General features: G+C 36.5%; 21 protein-coding genes. 6 read left to right on the top strand and 15 right to left on the bottom strand.

Features of this window, described 5'->3' with window-relative positions:
- Positions 1–81 precede the first annotated feature (81 nt).
- The 6 genes from BAZ10_RS15310 to BAZ10_RS15285 all read right to left on the bottom strand — a co-directional run bounded on the left by BAZ10_RS15310 (position 82) and on the right by BAZ10_RS15285 (position 5,586).
- Positions 82–600, bottom strand: coding sequence for a hypothetical protein (locus BAZ10_RS15310; protein ID WP_078772764.1), 519 nt, complete (start codon positions 598–600; stop codon positions 82–84).
- A gap of 391 nt (positions 601–991) precedes the next feature.
- Positions 992–1,840 (bottom strand): DUF4822 domain-containing protein, encoded by an 849-nt coding sequence (locus BAZ10_RS19105; RefSeq protein ID WP_078796800.1) that lies wholly within the window; start codon positions 1,838–1,840, stop codon positions 992–994.
- A 225-nt stretch (positions 1,841–2,065) separates the two neighbouring features.
- Positions 2,066–2,635, bottom strand: a complete 570-nt coding sequence (locus tag BAZ10_RS15300) for a hypothetical protein (RefSeq protein WP_078772763.1) — start codon at positions 2,633–2,635, stop codon at positions 2,066–2,068.
- 142 nt (positions 2,636–2,777) lie between these two features.
- Positions 2,778–4,436: an FISUMP domain-containing protein gene (locus BAZ10_RS15295; RefSeq protein WP_078772762.1), complete on the bottom strand. Its 1,659-nt coding sequence runs from the start codon at positions 4,434–4,436 to the stop codon at positions 2,778–2,780.
- Between the two features lie 47 nt (positions 4,437–4,483).
- A complete protein-coding gene (locus BAZ10_RS15290) occupies positions 4,484–4,690 on the bottom strand; it encodes a hypothetical protein (RefSeq protein WP_245803834.1) in 207 nt (68 codons plus the stop codon).
- Between the two features lie 251 nt (positions 4,691–4,941).
- Positions 4,942–5,586, bottom strand: coding sequence for a Crp/Fnr family transcriptional regulator (locus tag BAZ10_RS15285; RefSeq protein ID WP_078772761.1), 645 nt, complete (start codon positions 5,584–5,586; stop codon positions 4,942–4,944).
- Positions 5,587–6,379: 793 nt separating this feature from the next.
- Between BAZ10_RS15285 and BAZ10_RS15280 the strand changes: the two genes are divergently transcribed.
- A complete protein-coding gene (locus BAZ10_RS15280; protein WP_078772760.1) occupies positions 6,380–7,795 on the top strand; it encodes a tetratricopeptide repeat protein in 1,416 nt (471 codons plus the stop codon).
- Between the two features lie 127 nt (positions 7,796–7,922).
- On the top strand, positions 7,923–8,342 hold the full coding sequence (locus BAZ10_RS15275; protein ID WP_078772759.1) for a helix-turn-helix transcriptional regulator: 420 nt from the start codon (positions 7,923–7,925) through the stop codon (positions 8,340–8,342).
- Between the two features lie 88 nt (positions 8,343–8,430).
- Here the strand turns inward: BAZ10_RS15275 and BAZ10_RS15270 are convergent, their stop codons facing one another.
- A complete protein-coding gene (locus BAZ10_RS15270) occupies positions 8,431–8,736 on the bottom strand; it encodes a hypothetical protein (RefSeq protein WP_078772758.1) in 306 nt (101 codons plus the stop codon).
- Positions 8,737–8,756: 20 nt separating this feature from the next.
- Positions 8,757–9,425 (bottom strand): carbonic anhydrase, encoded by a 669-nt coding sequence (locus BAZ10_RS15265; RefSeq protein ID WP_078772757.1) that lies wholly within the window; start codon positions 9,423–9,425, stop codon positions 8,757–8,759.
- Positions 9,426–9,741: 316 nt separating this feature from the next.
- Here BAZ10_RS15265 and BAZ10_RS15260 point away from each other — a divergent pair, with 316 nt between their 5' ends.
- From BAZ10_RS15260 to BAZ10_RS15245, 4 genes are all read left to right on the top strand, one after another.
- Positions 9,742–10,155: an OsmC family protein gene (locus BAZ10_RS15260; RefSeq protein WP_059324910.1), complete on the top strand. Its 414-nt coding sequence runs from the start codon at positions 9,742–9,744 to the stop codon at positions 10,153–10,155.
- A gap of 218 nt (positions 10,156–10,373) precedes the next feature.
- On the top strand, positions 10,374–11,030 hold the full coding sequence (locus tag BAZ10_RS15255; protein ID WP_078772756.1) for a FadR/GntR family transcriptional regulator: 657 nt from the start codon (positions 10,374–10,376) through the stop codon (positions 11,028–11,030).
- Positions 11,027–11,860, top strand: coding sequence for a sulfite exporter TauE/SafE family protein (locus BAZ10_RS15250; RefSeq protein WP_078772755.1), 834 nt, complete (start codon positions 11,027–11,029; stop codon positions 11,858–11,860). Before BAZ10_RS15255 ends, BAZ10_RS15250 begins: the two co-directional genes overlap by 4 nt.
- Positions 11,860–12,261 (top strand): DUF1634 domain-containing protein, encoded by a 402-nt coding sequence (locus tag BAZ10_RS15245; RefSeq protein WP_059324912.1) that lies wholly within the window; start codon positions 11,860–11,862, stop codon positions 12,259–12,261. Before BAZ10_RS15250 ends, BAZ10_RS15245 begins: the two co-directional genes overlap by 1 nt.
- An 81-nt stretch (positions 12,262–12,342) precedes the next feature.
- On the opposite strand, the gene BAZ10_RS15240 is transcribed toward BAZ10_RS15245, so the two are convergent.
- The 7 genes from BAZ10_RS15240 to BAZ10_RS15210 form a co-directional block, all read right to left on the bottom strand.
- Positions 12,343–13,431 carry an alpha/beta hydrolase gene (locus BAZ10_RS15240; protein ID WP_078772754.1) on the bottom strand — a complete coding sequence of 363 codons (1,089 nt, stop codon included), beginning with the start codon at positions 13,429–13,431 and terminating at the stop codon, positions 12,343–12,345.
- A gap of 225 nt (positions 13,432–13,656) precedes the next feature.
- The gene (locus BAZ10_RS15235) at positions 13,657–14,145 is read right to left on the bottom strand and encodes a DUF6691 family protein (protein ID WP_078721157.1); all 489 of its coding nucleotides are present in this window, start codon (positions 14,143–14,145) and stop codon (positions 13,657–13,659) included.
- An 11-nt stretch (positions 14,146–14,156) separates the two neighbouring features.
- Positions 14,157–14,720, bottom strand: coding sequence for a YeeE/YedE family protein (locus tag BAZ10_RS15230; RefSeq protein ID WP_078772753.1), 564 nt, complete (start codon positions 14,718–14,720; stop codon positions 14,157–14,159).
- Positions 14,704–15,018, bottom strand: a complete 315-nt coding sequence (gene trxA / locus BAZ10_RS15225) for a thioredoxin (protein WP_078772752.1) — start codon at positions 15,016–15,018, stop codon at positions 14,704–14,706. Before trxA ends, BAZ10_RS15230 begins: the two co-directional genes overlap by 17 nt.
- Positions 15,019–15,059: 41 nt before the next feature.
- Complete coding sequence (locus tag BAZ10_RS15220; RefSeq protein ID WP_078772751.1) at positions 15,060–16,472, bottom strand: MBL fold metallo-hydrolase; 1,413 nt, start codon at positions 16,470–16,472, stop codon at positions 15,060–15,062.
- 98 nt (positions 16,473–16,570) lie between these two features.
- Positions 16,571–17,362 (bottom strand): sulfite exporter TauE/SafE family protein, encoded by a 792-nt coding sequence (locus BAZ10_RS15215; RefSeq protein WP_078772750.1) that lies wholly within the window; start codon positions 17,360–17,362, stop codon positions 16,571–16,573.
- A 62-nt stretch (positions 17,363–17,424) separates the two neighbouring features.
- Positions 17,425–18,048 (bottom strand): Crp/Fnr family transcriptional regulator, encoded by a 624-nt coding sequence (locus BAZ10_RS15210; RefSeq protein ID WP_078772749.1) that lies wholly within the window; start codon positions 18,046–18,048, stop codon positions 17,425–17,427.
- Positions 18,049–18,509: the final 461 nt, after the last annotated feature.

The raw sequence follows: 18,509 nt of genomic DNA, 5'->3' as shown, positions 1-18,509 counted from the left end.
TCTAGGTAAATTTAATGAATTTGTAAGTGAAAAATTATCTTAATAGGGAGGAAGAATATTTTTTAAGTAGAATATCATATTTTATTTCTTTATTCTCTTTTTGTGTATTGGTTTCTTTTTTATTTCTTTCCCTGATGATGCAACTGCTATTACCGAATCTGTCCGGACTGTTGCTGCATTGCTGATAGCATCAATATCAGATGTAGTTTCCTCGTATAAAGGACTTAGCTCTAAAATATTATTGTTTTCTTTGAAATAATAAGATCCGGATAAATGTTTAGGTTTTCTACAATCCGGACTCATAGCTCCGTCACTTGTAGTAAGTTCGATAATATTATTTTCCCTTACACGATAAAGACCTAAGGCATTGTAACATGAAATACCAGTCTGATAATTGAAATTATCTTCAAATTGTATAAAATGAAATTTAGCCCGTTCTTGTGATAGGTTAATCCATTTTGCTTTTATCAGAATAGCTTTGCCATTGGGTGCAATATGCTCTATTTTCCAAGTCGTCTTTATAAACGGGTTATATTGGGCATAGCTTACAGGAAGCATAGCTGATATAATCAGTAAAGTAGTTATGATACATTTATTCATATGTGCTAGTGAGTGAAAATGGCTCAAATTATTTAGCTTTAGCTAAAGTTAAGCAGAATTTTTTTAGAATATCACGAAATAAAAAAGTCCGATTGCTGTAATCGGACTTCGGCTTCTAATTAGTTTCACATTCATATCAACAGAGAAAGCCATAATTTTTATAAAAGTGACCGGCCTTTAAAAGTCAGCCGACCACTACAAACACAAATGAATGATGATATTTTTATTTCTAACCTTATAAATAACATCAGGTATTCAGTAGGCTATATAAATCCCCGTTCCTTTGAAAAGGTTTTATCACAGATAATAAATTGAGTATGAAAAAATATAGCTGTTATACTATATACTGTATATATGCGGATTATTGGTTCGGAACGGGGAGAAGAAAATTTTAATTTCTTGGTTCCATATGGTTTACCTTAGTGTGGATGATATCGTAGAATACAGATGGGTTGTTAGTATCAGGTACAATTCTGTAGGTGAACTCAGTATTGGTCAGTACCAAAACTTCTACATCACGGTTGAAAGGCGCTCCTGTAGCAGCAACTGTTCCGTTCAGGTTTCTAACCTTTCCGTCTGCAGACAAAGTCCATGCTCCGCTGGATCTTAGTACATCATCCAATCCGAAAATTGTAAACTGCCCGTTTCCTTTGAAGTAAGAATAGCCTACAAATCCTGCTACTCTAGGATCATTCAAGGCTACCGAATTCCCTGTATTGTCTTTGGCTCCGGTAGTTTCCCAAGGTGTAGATGCCAAAGTTACCTGTCCGTTGGCTGGTTCTACATGAGAAGTTCTGGTATGGATAATATCATAATAATTTGCAGGATCGCTGCTGTCGCTATGAATTCTATACGTGAAAATATCTTTGTTTAGCTCAAGGATCTCTACATCGCGGTCTACAAGAACTCTTCCGTCAGGATTCAATACTTTGATGTTTCTTGTTTTTCCTTGTGCATCTACAGTCCATGTTCCTACTGATCTCAGAACATCATTCAGTCCATAAATGGCAAAGCTACCGTTTGCTCGGAAGTAAGCCCAACCTACAAACCCGTTTACTCTTGGATCATTAAGGTCTACATTGTTTCCGTTTCTATCCTTTGCTTCTGTGGTTTTCCATGGTGTAGAGGCCAGAGTCTGGCTTGGCGTTAATGGTATTTCCGTGTTGCTATCATTGTCACGTGAACATGAAATTAGGACCATGGCCAGCGCTGCTGCCCAAGCTAAAAAAAACTTCTTCATAGTTTTGAAATTTTAAATTGTCTTACAGAAAAATGTAGTAAGCCTTTACAGGCAGTTAATTGTGTTTTGTTTTACAAATATGTGGGTAATTTTTCTCTCTTTTTGTAACATTTGTTACAAATGATTGCTTTTTATTACTAAAAAGGTGTGTTTTTAAGAATCTTATTGTTTTCGTTTTACGTCGACAGCTCTGCATACTTAAAAGCCCAACGCTAGTTGAACTCACTATGCATTTTTCATGAGCTTTCTCAGTAAACCATGAAATTCATTTACTTTTTTTAGCTCAGAAAATATGAGAAGTGAAGCGGTGCCTGTAGTCATAAAGATAACAGCTAAAACAAAGTGTGTTGGAAGGTGTAATGTTTCCGGATCGGCAATTAGTATTACTGAGAATAATAAACTTATTCCTCCGGCAATGCTTATGTTTCTCCAGCCTTTATGTCCCAGTCTTTTAAAATCTAATGCAGCACCAAATAATACTCCGGAGCGCAGTAAGGCAACCCAGCCCATAAAAAAATACGATGTTTTATACAGACTTGTATAACCTCCTGCAGTCAGAATAAGTACCGCAAACAAAAGATATCCGCCCCAGCCATTGAGTATTTTGTAATTCCGGAGCGTAAAGATGCTCATACTTAATCCGGAAAGCGCAAATAATCCACCACAAAATTCCATGTAATGCAGATTGGATAATAGCAATAATATTCCTGTTGCAAGGTTAAGGCTGCCAGTAATAAAGGGTAAATAAATGCTTTTTACAGCTGATTTTATATGGGTGTTGAATGATGTAGGCATGGTATTTATATTAGGATGGTTAGAGAATTCTATTTTATTTTAAAAACAGGCAAGCTGATCCGGGCAATTCCGGTAGCCCGCCTGTTAACAAACAAATGATGAAAATTTTAATTTTTTAAATGTTTTTTCAACATTATAAGGCTTAATTAGGATATTCAGCTACACAACGAATAGGTGTTGCTCTATTTCTACTACCGGAATAAAAAGTTGTAGCATTTATTCCAGCAAACCATGCATTAATGCTTGTAGATGGAACATTATTCCAATAATGAGAACTAGTTCCTCTTTGAAATAATCTACCGTCAGTTTCATTTCTATATCCTGAAGCTGGAAAAGTAAGCTTTACACCTGTATTGTATTTACTGGTTAAAACAGATGCACGGGAAAAGTTGGTAGCACTTTCTAATGCTGTTCCTATTTCAATCTTAGTTGTGTTGTTGAACAATGCGCTGTACTCTTTTCCTGTTGGTACTCTCCAGCCAGAAGGACATGGATCACTACCTGACTTACCGGGTACTTCTTCATTAAAAGTTGAGTTCCATGCATTATCAGGCGGATTTGTAGTGTTATCCCATCCCGGAATTGAAGCCTCAGAGGTGGTCGATGTTGCTACAATTGCGCTACGCCCCCATTGGTAATAATTACCATTAATATTTTGAGAGGGAACATCCGGATCAGCAGACAAGGTAGCTCCAAGATTATGACGCATCCAAATCATACCATTAATTTTTGCAGCTGAATACCCTTTATAGGTCATAAGTCTATCATTTGGTGCAAACGTGAGTTTTAAAGTATATTTTACACCCCTGGAAATTTTCAGGTTATTGAAACTTATATTCTTTTGTGTCATTTGCGCACCGGAGTTTCCGATAGTAGACCTCATTGTAATTGACCCAATATTTAACACTCCAGTATTCGTATTATTTGCATTAATAACTACTGGAGTAGCCTGTATAATTTTTGAATTCATAGTAGGAAAGACTACACTTCGAGGAGTTTGTGTTCCTGTAGCAACTGTACTTCCATTTGATAATTGCATCGTGGCACTACCTGTATGTGGTGCAATTGTTACTCCGCTAATATTGGTAATATTATAAGTCGTTGGAGTAGAGTCAAGAACTGTTGTAATTTGACTATATTTATGTTGCAATATGACATCCAGATAATTGGTATTATTTCCGGTCAATGTTATCGTTTTAGAAAAATACATCAGATCATTATTTCCAGAAGTATTATTAATTGAAGCAGTTGCCAATGTCTTGTTATTAGGATCTGTGAAGTTAGTGGCAGGTAATCCTGTTGTAGTCCCAACCGAATATACAACGAAGGTATAGGTACTTCCTCCATTTAATCCAGTAATAGCAGGCATTGATGCTTCTCTGCCTGTAAAATAAATTTGTTCAGTCACGTAATTACCACTAGCATCAAAAACAGCTACATTATATCTAATATCATTTGGAAGTGGGTTAATTTCTAATATACTTGCTTTTCCAAGTGGGTTGATTGATGATTCAGGGGTAAGAGTTGCAACTAGTTTATAATCATCGTTGTTGCTAAAAGTAATCTCTTCTGTTTGCACTACAGCTTTGCTTATTTCATTAATTCCTTTTGTAACCGCCTGACTCCTTAAAGAGCCCTCATCAGTGAAATCACTTCCTTTAAGATTAATTCTGACCTCCGTTTGTCCGGTACCATTACCCGGATCTGTGATATGATCATCGCTTTGGCGACATGAGATGATGGCTAATGAGAATAGGGTTAATAATATTCCTGTTATTGTAAGTTTTATATTATTTTTCATTTGTCTGTTCTTTTAGTTAATCGTAATTGTTTGTTTTAATAATTGAATTACCAGTCTATACCACCGGATTGATCTTCTTCGTTCCACTCTTCTCTGATTGGATTATTGAGAGGGTCAGTAGGTCTTACACTGGCGGATCCGGCGGCAATGCCCTGTTCCATTCTGATTAGTGTTACCTCTAAAGTCGGAGCGATATAAGCTCTCTTTTTTTGTAGTGTTTCGGTACTATTCATCTCCTTTTTCATTGTGTCCATTTTTGTTGTTTTTTATTGTAATACGTTTGTGTTTTTTGTTTTGTTTTCTAAAGCAAATCTACCTGTGTTCTGCCGGAAAACTTCTACTGCAAGTCTACTTCAATTTTGTAATTATTTGATTTTAAGTTTATTGCATCGGTTCTTGCAGTGTAGGTGAAGTGAGTTGAAAAATGATAATCCATCAATTTTCACCCCTGTTTTTTACTTCTTTTATAGTTTGATTTAATTTTTGCATTGCTTGATTGGGCAGGTCAATAGCTGAAAAAATCAGCCTGATCTGTCAGCGTAATTTTGTTTCTGCTCAACTGTAACAATCCTTTTTCTTCCAATTGTTTTAGCAGTCGGGAAACAACAACACGGGCTGTCAGTAATTCTTTTGCCAACTGTTGGTGTGTAATATTAATAGATCTTGATTGTGTGATCTCAGCTTTATTTTTCAGAAAGCTCAGTAAACGTTCATCAGTTTTCTTAAAAGCAGAATCAATGACATTCAGCAAATCTTCATACCGGTTCACAAACAGCAGCAAGACATAATCCATCCATTGTGGATATTCTCTTATAAAAAGCTTAGCTTTCTGAATCGGCAGAAAAAAAATTTCGGCTTCTTCTTCCACTTCTACTTTTACTTTGCTTGCTACATTGTACAAACTTCCCCAGAAGGGCAGTACACAGGTTTCTCCTTTTTTGATGTAGTACAGCAGTATTTCGCGGTCTTCCTCTTCTTTTCGGATCACCTTCAACAGTCCTTTGGTAACAATAGGTATAGCGTTGGCATAAGCATTTTCTCTCAGGATAACGGTTCCGGCTTTATAGACTTTCTTTATACTGTTTTGGTGTAACTGTTCTACAATCTCGGGCGTATATTTAAACGCTGTAATCTCTCTTAAACTTTCCATGATTACAGCATTTGTGTGGGGATTTTATTTCGGGCAGTACATTTTTTTTCTTCTTTTTTTGTGGTTTCATTAGTTCATCATATTTATTGTTCAATCTTTATTTCAAAAAAATTGTTATTGTGTTTTTTTGCCTAAGCGGTCGCAAAAATGTGACTGATATTTAGTTTTGTTTGTAACAAATGTTACCTATCCTTATTTTATTTTCATTTTTTTTAATAAAATATAGTATTGTGGCATTCAGGTTTTATCATTTGTTAAATAATGAAAAGCTACTATCAGAAGATTTTCATCAAGCCATTCATTCACCACAGAGAGCAAAAGAAGGCTAATTCCGACCAGTATGAGTTGGACATAATTTTTCATTTGTTTATGTTTTTAAGTTTGTTTTCTTTGAATTCCGGGTAAATATTTCCCAAAAGAATTGTCTGAAATATCACAGGTGTATTGCGGAATTGTTTTATAAAAAGAGACTTCTTTATAACATGGAAATTCCTAATAGCCATAAAAAAATAAAGGTTACACAGGTCAGGATAAATTTGGTATCATTTCTCATCGCATTTGTTATTTGGATTATACACTAATTGATTTAATCGGTTTTATTTTCTGGTACAAATCTATCCGTGCTTCTGCAGAAAACCATTACTGTAATTATACTTCAGTTTTTTAATATATTGATTTTCAGTATTTTTAGGTTAGGGGTGCAGTAGGTTTGCAGTATGGTGAAAAATGAATAACTGACTGAATTTTTAAACGAAAATTCTGTTTATCTTTAACAGTAGTAAAATCATAACGAATGTTGCGTAAGATTTCCGGAGTGAAATTTTTTTTATTTTCATTCTTTTTGTTGGCTGAGAGCTACAGGTCTCAGGATTTTTCTTTTTTTCCGGAACCAATTAAAACATCCGCCGAATATTATAACAAAGGCGAATTTGCAAAAGCAATGGCTTTTAATGTAGAAGCTCTTAAAAAATACGAAGCTCTAAAAGATAAAGAAGGAATAAGTACTGCACATACTAATATTGCTTCCTTACTATTTTCGGTTGGAAAACTAAAAGAAAGTATGCAGTATCTGGACAATGCCAAAGCAGAAATGAATAAGGATAATCCACTGTCGCAAGCTCGTTTTTATGGTGAATATGCACGCATTTATACCAAACTGGGACTACTGGATCAGTCGAATGATTATTTTGATAAAGCCTTACAATATGCCGGAAAAATTAAAGATGCCAGACAGCAGGAAGTGGCGGTATTATATATTTTTCTATGGAAAAGACTTAATTTTCTGAATCAGGAAGATTCATTGCGGATGATTGAAAAAAAATTGATCAGAATAATGCCGAGTGCTCTTACTTATAGTAAAATTGCTGATCGCTTTATTGGTAAAAAGGCACAGTTAGATTCAGCAGATTATTATCTGAATAAAGCTGTACAGACGCCAGATTATGCTATTCTTCCGGTACAGGGGATTGTACAGTTTAGCTACGGTAATTTGTACAATGAAAAAAAGGAATACAACCGGGCACTTGATGCTTATCAGCAATCATTATCAGCCTTTCAAAAAACTAAATACCGGACACAGATTCGCAATGTATATGATTCTATTGCCAGTACTTACCACTATCTTGAAGACACCAAAATGGCCAATGAATATCTGAAAAAGTACAAAGCCGTAAATGATACGATTAAAAATGAAGAAAAAGAGGCAGTTACAATGGCGGTGAACAAACTTTTACAGGAAGAAAAAGAAGACAAGCAAAAGGAGAAAAAGCAATTGTACTTTATCTTTGCAGGCTGTATTGTATTACTTCTTTTAGTAGTGTCGGGAATACTGCGGATGCAGCGCTCGAAGCAGCTAAAAAAAGAAAGCCTTCTGGAAGAACAGACACTGGAAAATATGCAGCTGAAAAAGCAGCTGAACGCTTCTGCAGATCAGCTGATACAACTGGCAGAAATCAACAGTCCTTCTTTTTTGGCACAGTTTAAAGAAACATATCCGGATTTTATAGAACGCTTGTTGGCACATGAGCCGGATCTTTCGGAATATGATCTAAAACTCTCTGCTAATATTCGACTGGGTCTTAGTACAAAACAAATTGCTCAATACGAAATTATAGCTCTGAGAACAGCAGAAAGCAGAAAATACAGACTAAAAAAGAAATTGAAACTGGATTCTGATATCAGCCTGAATAAGTGGATATTGGAATTGTAATATAAAATACGAATTATCTTTTTTTCGAGAATTTCAGAAATTGCAAAAAGATATATTATTCTTTTTACAGAATAATTCAGGAATTTAATTTTGCTTATATTTAAACTTTCAATTAAAATCTGTTATTATGACACATTCCGATGCTCCGCAGAAAAAGATACACCAAGGTAGAAATATTAAGCGTTTTCGTGAAATGTTAGGTATAAAGCAGGAGGCTCTTGCTTTTGAATTGGGTGACGATTGGAATCAGAAAAAAGTTTCGTTACTGGAGCAAAAAGAAACAGTAGAAACCAACATTCTGGCTCAGGTTGCTAAAATACTAAAAGTTCCGACTGAGGCGATTGAGAATTTTGATGAAGAACAAGCTGTAAATATTATTTCCAATACAATTAATAATAATGACCATGCAACAATGCATAATCCTTCATTGTATAATCATTGTCCTACTTTCAATCCAATTGATAAAATGGTGGAGCTATATGAGCGTATGCTGCAACAGCAAAAAGAAATGATTGATAAATTGGAGCAGTTAATAAAAGAAAAATAACTCTGAAATAGAAAAGTATTTTCAGCAGAAAGCTGATGAGATTAAGAACCTCTGGATTTAAAGATTTGGAGGTTTTGTTTTTCTGATTTTAGAGCAGACTTTCCGGAGGTGGAGAAAATATGGTGAGTAAAGGTGACAGATGAAAAGCATCATCTACCAGCACAAAAGCCTGGCCCTTTGAATTAGGCTCAAAAAACCTGAGGTAGTCAAAGACCTCCAGAGTTTTCGGAAGCATCTTTTCGTAGACAATAAGAGAAGCGGGATTAGAATGCGGTTCTTCTTCGTTTACCATTACATCCGTTCTGGGAATTTCCCAGTCCATAACTGCAGCAATGCCAGGCAAAGCTGTAAAGTTCAGGAAACACATTAATGTAACAATACTCCAGAATTTCATCTCACATTCTTAAAAAAAAACTATTTGTTTTTTCTTCTCATTACCCAGTCCGAGGTCGTAAGATTATAGATCTTTTGGATATCTTTCAGTACTTTTTCGAAGTCTATTTCCAGATCGATAATTTTACCCGTCCTAAGGTCGAACACCCACCCGTGTACAATAGGATATTCTTCTAAAAGATACCTTTCCTGTACGCAGGCCATTTTAGTCACGTTAATACATTGTTCCAGAACATTCAGTTCTACAAGTCTGTCATAACGTTTTTCTTCATCCTCAATGGCGCTTAGTTCCGCCTGGTGTAACCGGTACACATCACGGATATTTCTGAGCCATGGATTCAGAAGTCCAAAATCCTGAGGAGTCATTGCTGATTTTACACCGTCGCAATTGTAATGTCCGCATACCACAATGTGCTTTACTTTAAGATGTTCCACAGCATATTGAATAACTGCTGTAGAATTCATATCCAGTGTATTGACTACATTGGCAATGGTTCTGTGGATAAACACTTCTCCGGGTTTTACTCCCATCATTTCTTCTGCTGTAACTCTGCTGTCCGAACCACCGATATATAAAAACTCGGGATTTTGGGTTTTAGCAAGTTCCTGAAAGAAATTCGGATCCTCTAAAAGTTTAGATGCCGCCCACTTCTTGTTGTTTTCGAAAATAACTTCGTACGATTGTGTCATAATTTATTTGTTAAAAGATTATTACGACGTAATTCGTTTGACTTATTTTCAAACTCAGCAGAGTGAATGAATAAGGTCACAAAAGTATAATTTTTGAACTAATTCTATAAAAAATTAATAGAGTTTATGATTTTGGATAGTAAAACAGAAACTGTGTAGGCAGCATATCAGAACAGAAATTATTTTAGAGATTTTAAAATCTTAAAATAAATATATGAATTCCAAAAACAGAAAAAGTACAATTTTTAATATTGAAAGTTTACCGAATAAGACTACCTTTAGTCTGTAAACATCAGAAACAAATAAACAAAAATTTATGAGACGTCATGCAACAGCCGTATGGAACGGTACCATCAAAGAAGGAAAAGGTAATATTACAACACAGAGCACGGTACTAAATCAGACTCAGTATTCGTTCAGCAGCCGTTTTGAAGACGGAGTGGGAACAAATCCTGAAGAATTGCTGGCAGCTGCTCATGCTGGTTGCTTTACGATGAAACTTAGCCTTGATCTTACACAGGCTGGTTTTACTCCTGAAACACTGGAAACAAAATCTGTGGTTAGCCTTGAAAACGGGAAGATTACAAAATCTGAACTAACGCTGACTGCCAAAGTACCGGGAATATCTGAGGAACAGTTTCAGCAAATTGCCAAAGGAGCAGAAGAAACCTGTCCGGTAAGTGGAGCTTTCAGCTTCGAGATTACACTGAATGCTACATTGCAGAACTAATAGTTTGTAAAAATCTTGATAAAAGCCCTGTAAAACTAAATCTTTACAGGGCTTTTCATTTCTAAACCTTATCGGATTCAGGCTTTTCTATAATTCAATTAGCTGGTAGATAATATGATACTATCTATAATACTCCACAATAATTATTTAAATAATCAATTTAAATTCATCTGATGTTTTAATTGGTACATCATATCTTTGTGCTGTAATTTTTAATAATGGAAAAAAAAGAACGCTTATCGGATCTTACTACAGCCCATATACAGGAAGATATTTTGAAAGGGAAATATCCTGTAGGGGAGAAGCTTCCTACAGAAAAAGAGCTGATGGAAATTTATCAGGTAGGACGCTCTACGATCAGAGAAGCTGTAAAGCAGCTATCTATGTCTAAAATCCTAATCGTAAAGCAAGGATCAGGAACTTATGTGAATAAAAGTCAGGTGCTAAGTCCTTCGGATATTCTGAAGAAAGCCAAGTTTGATGAGATAAATGATGTGAGACGCCTGGTAGAAGGAGAACTTATTCAGCGAGCTTGTCAAACAGCAACCAAAGGACAATTGGAGGCTATTGATAAAAGTCTGCAGGAAAAAAAGAAAGCAATCCTGGCAGAAGATAAAGACAGTTGCATTCAGGCAGACATAGCTTTTCACCTGAATGTAGCGAAAGCAGCCAATCATCAGGTATTGCTCTTGCTGTATCAGGGGTTCACGGAAATGATAACCGATTTTTTCCACGAAAGAGAGCCGAAAGGCGTCAGCTTTTTTGCCATGAGTTACCACCTGCACGAGCAGTTATATATCGCTATCAGAGATAAAAAAGAAAAGCAGGCAGCTAAAATTCTTGATAATATATTAAATAACAACTTTTCATTATGACCATTCTAGTTTTTACCCTTATACTTCTTGTCGGGGCTTATATGGCAGGTTTCCTTGGTTCATTAACGGGCCTTGGTGGCGGTGTAATTATTATTCCACTGCTTACATTAGTTTTTCATGTAGATATACGTTATGCTATTGGCGCCGCATTGCTGGCTTCTATAGCGACTTCATCGGGAGCAGCATCGGCTTATGTAAAGGAAGGAATTACGAATATCCGTTTGGGAATGTTTCTGGAGATAGCTACGACAATAGGAGCTGTAGTAGGAGCTTTTATCGCGATTTATATGCCGACTAATGCAATTGCTGTAATCTTCGGAATGGTTCTTATTTTTTCTGCAGCGATGACGGTAAGAAAGAAACACGAAACAAAACTTACAAAAGGAAGTCAACTGTCGGAAAAGCTAAAGTTAAACAGTACTTATCCTGTTAACGGAGAGAAAGTAAGTTATCAGCTAACCAATGTAGCCGGAGGTTTTTCTCTAATGACACTTGCGGGTGTACTGTCAGGTCTTTTAGGCATAGGATCGGGATCTTTAAAAGTTCTGGCAATGGACAGTACAATGAAAATTCCGTTTAAAGTGAGTACTACCACGAGTAATTTTATGATTGGAGTTACAGCAGCAGCTTCTGCTGTTGTTTATCTACAGCGTGGATATATGGATCCGGGAATTGCTTTCCCTGTTGTTTTAGGGGTATTGGCGGGAGCTTTGACAGGAGCAAAGATATTGCCAAAGATAAATCCCAGATTACTAAGGATTATTTTTGCTGTAGCCATAACAGCAGTTGCTATAGAGATGATTATAAACGGTATAAACCATAAATTCTGATGAAAAAGTATTTTTCTGAACATTACTGGGCAGACCAGGATATACAATTACTGGTTGGCAAGATTCTGAGAATGGGAGTTACAATAGCTTCTATTACTGTTTTAGCAGGAGGGATTATGTACCTTATCAATCACGGAGGAGAAGCATTACCGGATTACAGACATTTTGTCGGAGAAGGTAAATCTAATACAACGCTAAGCGGGATTGTATCCGGAGCATTTCATTTACAGGCCGCTCAGCTTATTCAATTAGGTGTTGTTTTTCTGGTGGCTACACCTGTATTTCGTGTCTTTTTCTCATTAATAGGGTTTACCATGGAAAAAGATAAGCTTTATATTATCATTACCCTTATTGTACTGGGCGTTATATTCTTTAGTATTTTCAGTGGTGTAAAGGGCTAAGAATAAAAAACATTTAATTTAAAAACCTCACAGATTATGAAAATCTGTGAGGTTTTTTATGCTGAAAATACTGACTAAGTATTATTGACAGACAGGTTTTACATCATTGAGAAGAGTAACGAGCATCTTTCCAGGTTCTTCCAACATAATCATATGTGCTGAGTTTTCGAACCATATTCCTTTTTTTACAGGTGCTTTTACTTGCTGCAACCATTTATATGTAGGTTCGGTTGGGGTTGTGTAATCATGTCGCCCCATAAACATAAATACGGGGATAGGGAATTTTTTAACAGAAGTGAAGTCTGTATTTACAAATTCCGGAAGTATTTTGCTTAAGGTAAACAGACTTCCTTTGCCGATAGCATCTGCATCTTGTTCCGTATATTCAGGTGCCAATAACGGAGCCTGGAAAAAGTAAACAGAATTATTCCTGTAAGCAGTTAATCCTCCATAATATTGAGGCCATTTTCGGGCAACAATAATTCGTTGTCTGGTAATAGGCTTGTTGCCGGGATAAGGCGCAATTGTGGCAAGCTCTTTTAAGGCTTTATCATTCTTTAATTTTGTTGCTTGTTCTATAGCATAATTATAACTCAGGCGTTCATTTTCCCGGGTGTTTATTACCTGACCTATTCCTACATAAGCATAGAACAAATCAGGTCTTTTCAGAGCTGCATGCATAGATACGATAGTACCCCAGCTGTGACCTACAAGAATAACTTTTTTCTTCTTATACTTTTTGATAATAAGCTCAGCAAGTTTTATAGCATCATCAGTGTATTGGTTTATATTAATAGTTTTTCCCAGAGTAAGAGTATCATTGGCATTATAAGTTTTTCCGGCAGCTCTCTGGTCGTAATTTACTACAGTAAAGTATTCCTCAATAGGCCTTTGAAACATCCACATTATAGGGGAAACAGGCGATGCCGGGCCTCTGTGTACAAATAATATTACAGGATTTTCTTTATTCTGGCCACGAACATATACCCATTGTTTTATACCACCAATATCAGCTTTATATCTTTCCTGAATTCCATCTGGAGAAACAATAGAATCAAGATCTTTGATGATTTCTCTGGCTTTAGTATATTCATTGGATTGCTGATTGTTCTGCCCAAAACATATAAAAGAATATGTGAAGAGAATGAGCAGGAAAATATTGTTTCTCATATAAATTGTATTTGTGTGTTATCTGAACTCTATTCAAATCAAATATACTTAAATCAGGTTACAGCATATTTTGGTTAATCCAAAAAGATTTTACCGTTTTTACTTAAAGACAACAGTAGGTATTATAATGTTACATTCGGGATGGAATTAACCAAAAGCCGCACAGATTTAAAAAATCTGCGCGGCCTTCTTCTATTATATAAAGTGGAATAGATTACATTACATCTAGTGGGGAAGTTTTTCCCGTAAATATCCGTAAACCCATGTTCCGGCAATAGCACTGAGAAGAGTAACAATAATTACTGTAGCTCCTGTTCCGATTTGTGCGAAAAAAGATCCCGGACAAGCTCCTGTTAGCGCCCAGCCCAATCCAAAGATCAAACCACCGTAGATTTGTCCTTTGCTGAATTTCTTTGGGGCTATGTTAATTGGATTTCCATCGATTGTTTTTATGTTGAATCTTTTAATAATCTGAACGGAAATAATACCGGTTATTACCGCACTTCCAATTACTTTATACATGAAAAAGGATTGCAGGCGGAACATTTCCTGTATGCGAAACCAACTGATTACTTCTGCTTTTATAAATATAATACCGAATAATATACCCACAATCAGGTACCTGATATTGGTGTACCATTTATCTGCCGGAGTATTTTCATTAGCGCATATCAGCTCCGCCGATTGTACTTTATTGTCTGTATTTTGTTTCATTGTATCTGTATTTAAAGTGATAAGATGATAGGTAATATTAGATTAGCCATAATAAAGCCGCCAATCATAAAACATATTGTGGCAATCAGTGAAGGCAGTTGCAGGTTGGATAATCCCATTACGGCATGGCCACTTGTACAACCTCCGGCATAACGAGATCCGAAACCAACTAAAAATCCACCCACAACCATCATCAGAAAACCTTTTAGGGTAAAGAGTGACTGCCAGTTCAGGATATCTTCCGGAACCAGATTATTATAATTGGTAATTCCATAACCTGCGAGTTCAGATGCCAGATCAGGGCTGACTTCGATAGGGTGGGGATTGGCTAAAAATACTGAGGCAATGACCCCGCCAAAGAAGATACCGATAACAAAAAACCAGTTCCAGATTTCTTTTTTCCAGTCATATTTAAAAAACGGAATATTGGCAGGCATACATGAAGCACAAACATTACGTAATGTTCCGCTGATACCAAAAGATTTGTTTCCTAAAATAAGTAAGGCAGGAACAGTTAATCCGATTAATGGTCCGGCCACGTACCAGGGCCATGGTTGTTTAATAAGTTCTAACATTATTCTCCGTATTTTCGTTAATCAATCGCTCTAATTCATTTGCAGGAAATACTCCTGATTGGCGCCAGCGTATCTCACCATTTTTAAATACAATAAGTGTAGGAATGCTTCTTATTTTATAAGCAGCTGCAAGCTGTTGGTTTTTATCTATATCTATTTTAATAATGCCGGCACTATCTCCCACACGTTGTTTTACATCCTCTAAGATAGGGAACATTATCTGACATGGTCCGCACCATTCTGCATAAAAATCAACCAGTACCGGTTTGTCACTGTTGATGATCTCCTGAAAATTCATATCGTTTTTTATTAAATATTAAAAGTAACTGTAGTACTCTTCTACAGCCCGGAACAGGATATTCCGGTATTTACATTATCCTGATCTGCAAGCCAGTTTTTCATTCCGCCTGCGAAATTTTTGATGTTTCCAAAACCATTTTTGACCAGAAGGGAATAAGCAATTGCAGAACGGTCACCCGACTGACAGTGAATAATCACCTGCTTGTCTTTGCTTATTTTGTCCAGATTATCTGGTAATGTTCCCAGAAAAACATGATCTGCTCCGGCAATATGTCCGGCTTTATATTCTGATTCGCTTCGTACATCTACAATCTGTACATCGGGCTGATGTATATATGCTTTCATTTCATCCAAAGAGATGATATCAGCTGCTTGAAGTTCAATGTCTAAATCATTGATGTCAGAAATATATCCGTATATATTATCCAGCCCTACACGCATAAGCTTTCTGGTAAGGTCTTCAATTTGCTGATCATCACAAATCAGAATAAACTCTTCCTGATAACTGAGTAACCATCCTGCCCATGTGGAAAAAGAATTGTTCCCCTGAATGTTTAGACTACCGGGAATAAAACCCCGAGCAAAATTCATCTTATTTCGGGCATCTATAATGCTTATACCTTTTTCATAAGCATTTTTAAACTCCTCTTTGTTTAGTTTAGGATGTTTGGGAACAGATGTCAGCAACGGACGTTCTGTCTTGTTCAGATGCTTCATCATGGCAAAATACTTCGGTGGTTCCGGCTGAGCATCTAAAAGATTTTCAGTGAAATTCTCTTCGTTCTCTCCATACTGAAATGCCCAGTTTCGGATTTTTTCATAGCCTACAGTAGAGCTGGAAACAGCTCCCAGAGCTTTTCCGCAGGAAGATCCCGCACCATGGGCCGGCCATACCTGGACATAGTCTGGTAATGCTGCAAATTTTTTCAGAGACTGAAACATCTGTCGGGCTCCGGCTTCTTTTGTGCCCATAAGTCCGGCAGCTTTTTCCAATAAATCCGGACGGCCAATATCTCCCACGAATACAAAATCTCCGGTAAACACCATCACTGGTTTCTCCGTAGCCGGATGATCTGTAAGCAAAAAACTGATGCTTTCGGGGGTATGTCCTGGTGTATGCAATACTTCCAGAGAAAGATTTCCGACACGGATTACATCTCCTTCCTTCAATCCTGTATGTGGAAACTGGTATTGCCAGTCTTCGCCACCTTCATCCGAAAGGTACAATCCTGCACCTGTTACTTCTGCCAATTCTCTGGAGCCTGAAAGAAAGTCTGCATGTATGTGGGTTTCTGTAATTTTTGTTATGCGGAGATTGTTTTGTCCGGCAATATCCGGATAAATATCAATATCTCTCTGAGGGTCTATTACAATGGCTTCTCCTGTTGCCTGACAGCCGATGATATAGCTTCCCTGTGCTAGACTTTTGTCATAAACATGTTGAAAAAACATAAATTTTATTTTAGATCGTTAATGATTCATTTTTTTAATACTACAAATTTCGGAATACCAATTTCCCTGTACAGCTACTTTTGTCACACAAGCATTGCTTAGCTCAGCAGGGTTTCTTTAGTGATAATGTAGATACCCATTATCAGTATAAACCATCCAAAAGCAGGCTTTAGCTTTTTACCATCGATTTTAGTTGAAATATAGCTGCCAGCAAGTATGCCAATAATGGCAAGCCCTGTAATGCTCAGGATGAAATTCCAATGAATACTGATGTGTGGCAGAGAGAATAAGAAACCTGCCAGGGAGTTGATGGCTATAATTACCAAAGATGTTCCGATTGCCGTTTTCATGGGAAGTTTCATAAAGTTAACCAAAGCAGGAATAATTAAAAATCCGCCTCCGGCACCAATAAGGCCGGTAAGTACACCGATAAGTATACCTTCAGTAATTACTAAAGGATAATTGAACTGTATTTTCTCCGATGAGGTTGTTTCTTTATTCTTTTTAATCATACCATATGAAGCAAAAATCATGAGTATGGCAAATAACAGCAATAAGAAAATACTTTTTGTGATCGTAAATTCTCCTACGCTAAGGATATTCTGAGGAATAACAGGAATGATATAGGTTCTCGTGAAAAAAACAGAAATAACGGATGGAATACCAAACACGAAAACTGTTTTAAGATCTACCAGACCTTTTCTGAAATAGGAAATGGAACCTGTAAGACTGGTAGCACCTACGATAAAGAGAGAATATGCCGTTGCAGAGACAGCATCCAGATGAAACAGGTATACCAGAACCGGAACGGTAAGAATGCTGCCACCGCCGCCGATTAATCCTAATGATATTCCTATAAGAACTGAAGCTAAATATCCTGCTGTATCCATTTGTTTTTTAAGTTTGATACTGCAAAATTGCTTCAACTAAAAAACCTGTACAGCTACTTTAGTCACATAAGGGTAATTTTGTTTCTCCCAAGCTGGAGAACACCATTGTCTTCAAGTTGTTTTAAGAGCCGCGAAACAACAGCTCTGGCTGTTCCCAATTCGTTAGCCAGCTGTTCGTGGGTAATGCTTAGAGTATCTTTACCGGTAAGTTCTTTCTTTTTGTATAGTAGTGATAGCAAACGTTCGTCAACTTTTTTAAAGGCTATTGAATTGATAACGTCCAGTAATTCTTCAAAACGCTTATGATACAAACGGAAGATATAATCCAGCCACTGTGGATATTCTTTAATGAATAAGGATACCTTGGCCATAGGCAGGAAAAGTATTTCTGCCTCTTCTTCGACTTCAGCTTTAACTTTGCTGGGTTCATTATGCAGACCGCCTAGAAAAGACATAATACAACTTTCTCCGGTTTTGATGTAATATAATAAAATCTCTCTGCCGTCTTCCTCTGTACGGATTACCTTCAAGGTTCCCTTCATTACAATCGGGATAGCCTGAATACAGGCGTTTTCATGAAGGATAACAGTTCCGGCATCGTAGTTTTTCTGCATGCCATATTCATACAGCTTTTCAACCAGACTGGGAGAAGACTTAAATGATATTATCTGTTCCAGAGATTCCATTATATTTTAATTCTTTTACAAAGATACTTAGTTTTTTTATGCTTTATTCATCGGCATCTACACAAAATAGCATCAAAAAAATCACAGGGTAAATTGTTAATTGTCTTATATTCATTGTTTTCCTGATTTTATTTTCTATTTTTGCTGGCATAATATTCCTTCTGATAGATTATTTCGAAATATTCGCAGAAGTCGTTTATTTTACAAAAACACAAACAAATGATGAAACAAATGAACTTTTTACCCAACAACCCTTTCCCGAAAGAATAGGCTCTTCTTACTATGGAGCCATCCGTATAATTACGGAATAAAAACATGCACTGCTTTCGCAGATGCTGTGTTTACCATTGACTAACGATCAGATATCTGTATATGATAAATGCTGTTGAATTTTCCTGTCGTGCTGTTAGGTAGCATAACTGCTGTAATCATGCTCCATAAGTAATAATTCAAAATAAAAG

This window comes from Elizabethkingia occulta, assembly GCF_002023715.1.
In the GTDB taxonomy this organism is placed as follows: Bacteria; Bacteroidota; Bacteroidia; order Flavobacteriales; family Weeksellaceae; genus Elizabethkingia; species Elizabethkingia occulta.
This window is presented reverse-complemented; position numbering and strand designations above follow the sequence as displayed.

Coding starts and splice junctions, on each gene's coding strand:
- BAZ10_RS15295 (WP_078772762.1), bottom strand. CDS start 4,436: ATGAAAAATAATATAAAACTTACAATAACAGGAATATTATTAACCCTA.
- BAZ10_RS15240 (WP_078772754.1), bottom strand. CDS start 13,431: ATGAGAAACAATATTTTCCTGCTCATTCTCTTCACATATTCTTTTATA.
- trxA (WP_078772752.1), bottom strand. CDS start 15,018: ATGAATTTTCAGGAGATCATCAACAGTGACAAACCGGTACTGGTTGAT.
- BAZ10_RS15280 (WP_078772760.1), top strand. CDS start 6,380: ATGTTGCGTAAGATTTCCGGAGTGAAATTTTTTTTATTTTCATTCTTT.
- BAZ10_RS19105 (WP_078796800.1), bottom strand. CDS start 1,840: ATGAAGAAGTTTTTTTTAGCTTGGGCAGCAGCGCTGGCCATGGTCCTA.
- BAZ10_RS15230 (WP_078772753.1), bottom strand. CDS start 14,720: ATGTTAGAACTTATTAAACAACCATGGCCCTGGTACGTGGCCGGACCA.
- BAZ10_RS15210 (WP_078772749.1), bottom strand. CDS start 18,048: ATGGAATCTCTGGAACAGATAATATCATTTAAGTCTTCTCCCAGTCTG.
- BAZ10_RS15255 (WP_078772756.1), top strand. CDS start 10,374: ATGGAAAAAAAAGAACGCTTATCGGATCTTACTACAGCCCATATACAG.
- BAZ10_RS15250 (WP_078772755.1), top strand. CDS start 11,027: ATGACCATTCTAGTTTTTACCCTTATACTTCTTGTCGGGGCTTATATG.
- BAZ10_RS15270 (WP_078772758.1), bottom strand. CDS start 8,736: ATGAAATTCTGGAGTATTGTTACATTAATGTGTTTCCTGAACTTTACA.
- BAZ10_RS15215 (WP_078772750.1), bottom strand. CDS start 17,362: ATGGATACAGCAGGATATTTAGCTTCAGTTCTTATAGGAATATCATTA.
- BAZ10_RS15260 (WP_059324910.1), top strand. CDS start 9,742: ATGAGACGTCATGCAACAGCCGTATGGAACGGTACCATCAAAGAAGGA.
- BAZ10_RS15235 (WP_078721157.1), bottom strand. CDS start 14,145: ATGAAACAAAATACAGACAATAAAGTACAATCGGCGGAGCTGATATGC.
- BAZ10_RS15300 (WP_078772763.1), bottom strand. CDS start 2,635: ATGCCTACATCATTCAACACCCATATAAAATCAGCTGTAAAAAGCATT.
- BAZ10_RS15265 (WP_078772757.1), bottom strand. CDS start 9,425: ATGACACAATCGTACGAAGTTATTTTCGAAAACAACAAGAAGTGGGCG.
- BAZ10_RS15220 (WP_078772751.1), bottom strand. CDS start 16,472: ATGTTTTTTCAACATGTTTATGACAAAAGTCTAGCACAGGGAAGCTAT.
- BAZ10_RS15285 (WP_078772761.1), bottom strand. CDS start 5,586: ATGGAAAGTTTAAGAGAGATTACAGCGTTTAAATATACGCCCGAGATT.
- BAZ10_RS15245 (WP_059324912.1), top strand. CDS start 11,860: ATGAAAAAGTATTTTTCTGAACATTACTGGGCAGACCAGGATATACAA.
- BAZ10_RS15275 (WP_078772759.1), top strand. CDS start 7,923: ATGACACATTCCGATGCTCCGCAGAAAAAGATACACCAAGGTAGAAAT.
- BAZ10_RS15310 (WP_078772764.1), bottom strand. CDS start 600: ATGAATAAATGTATCATAACTACTTTACTGATTATATCAGCTATGCTT.
- BAZ10_RS15290 (WP_245803834.1), bottom strand. CDS start 4,690: ATGGACACAATGAAAAAGGAGATGAATAGTACCGAAACACTACAAAAA.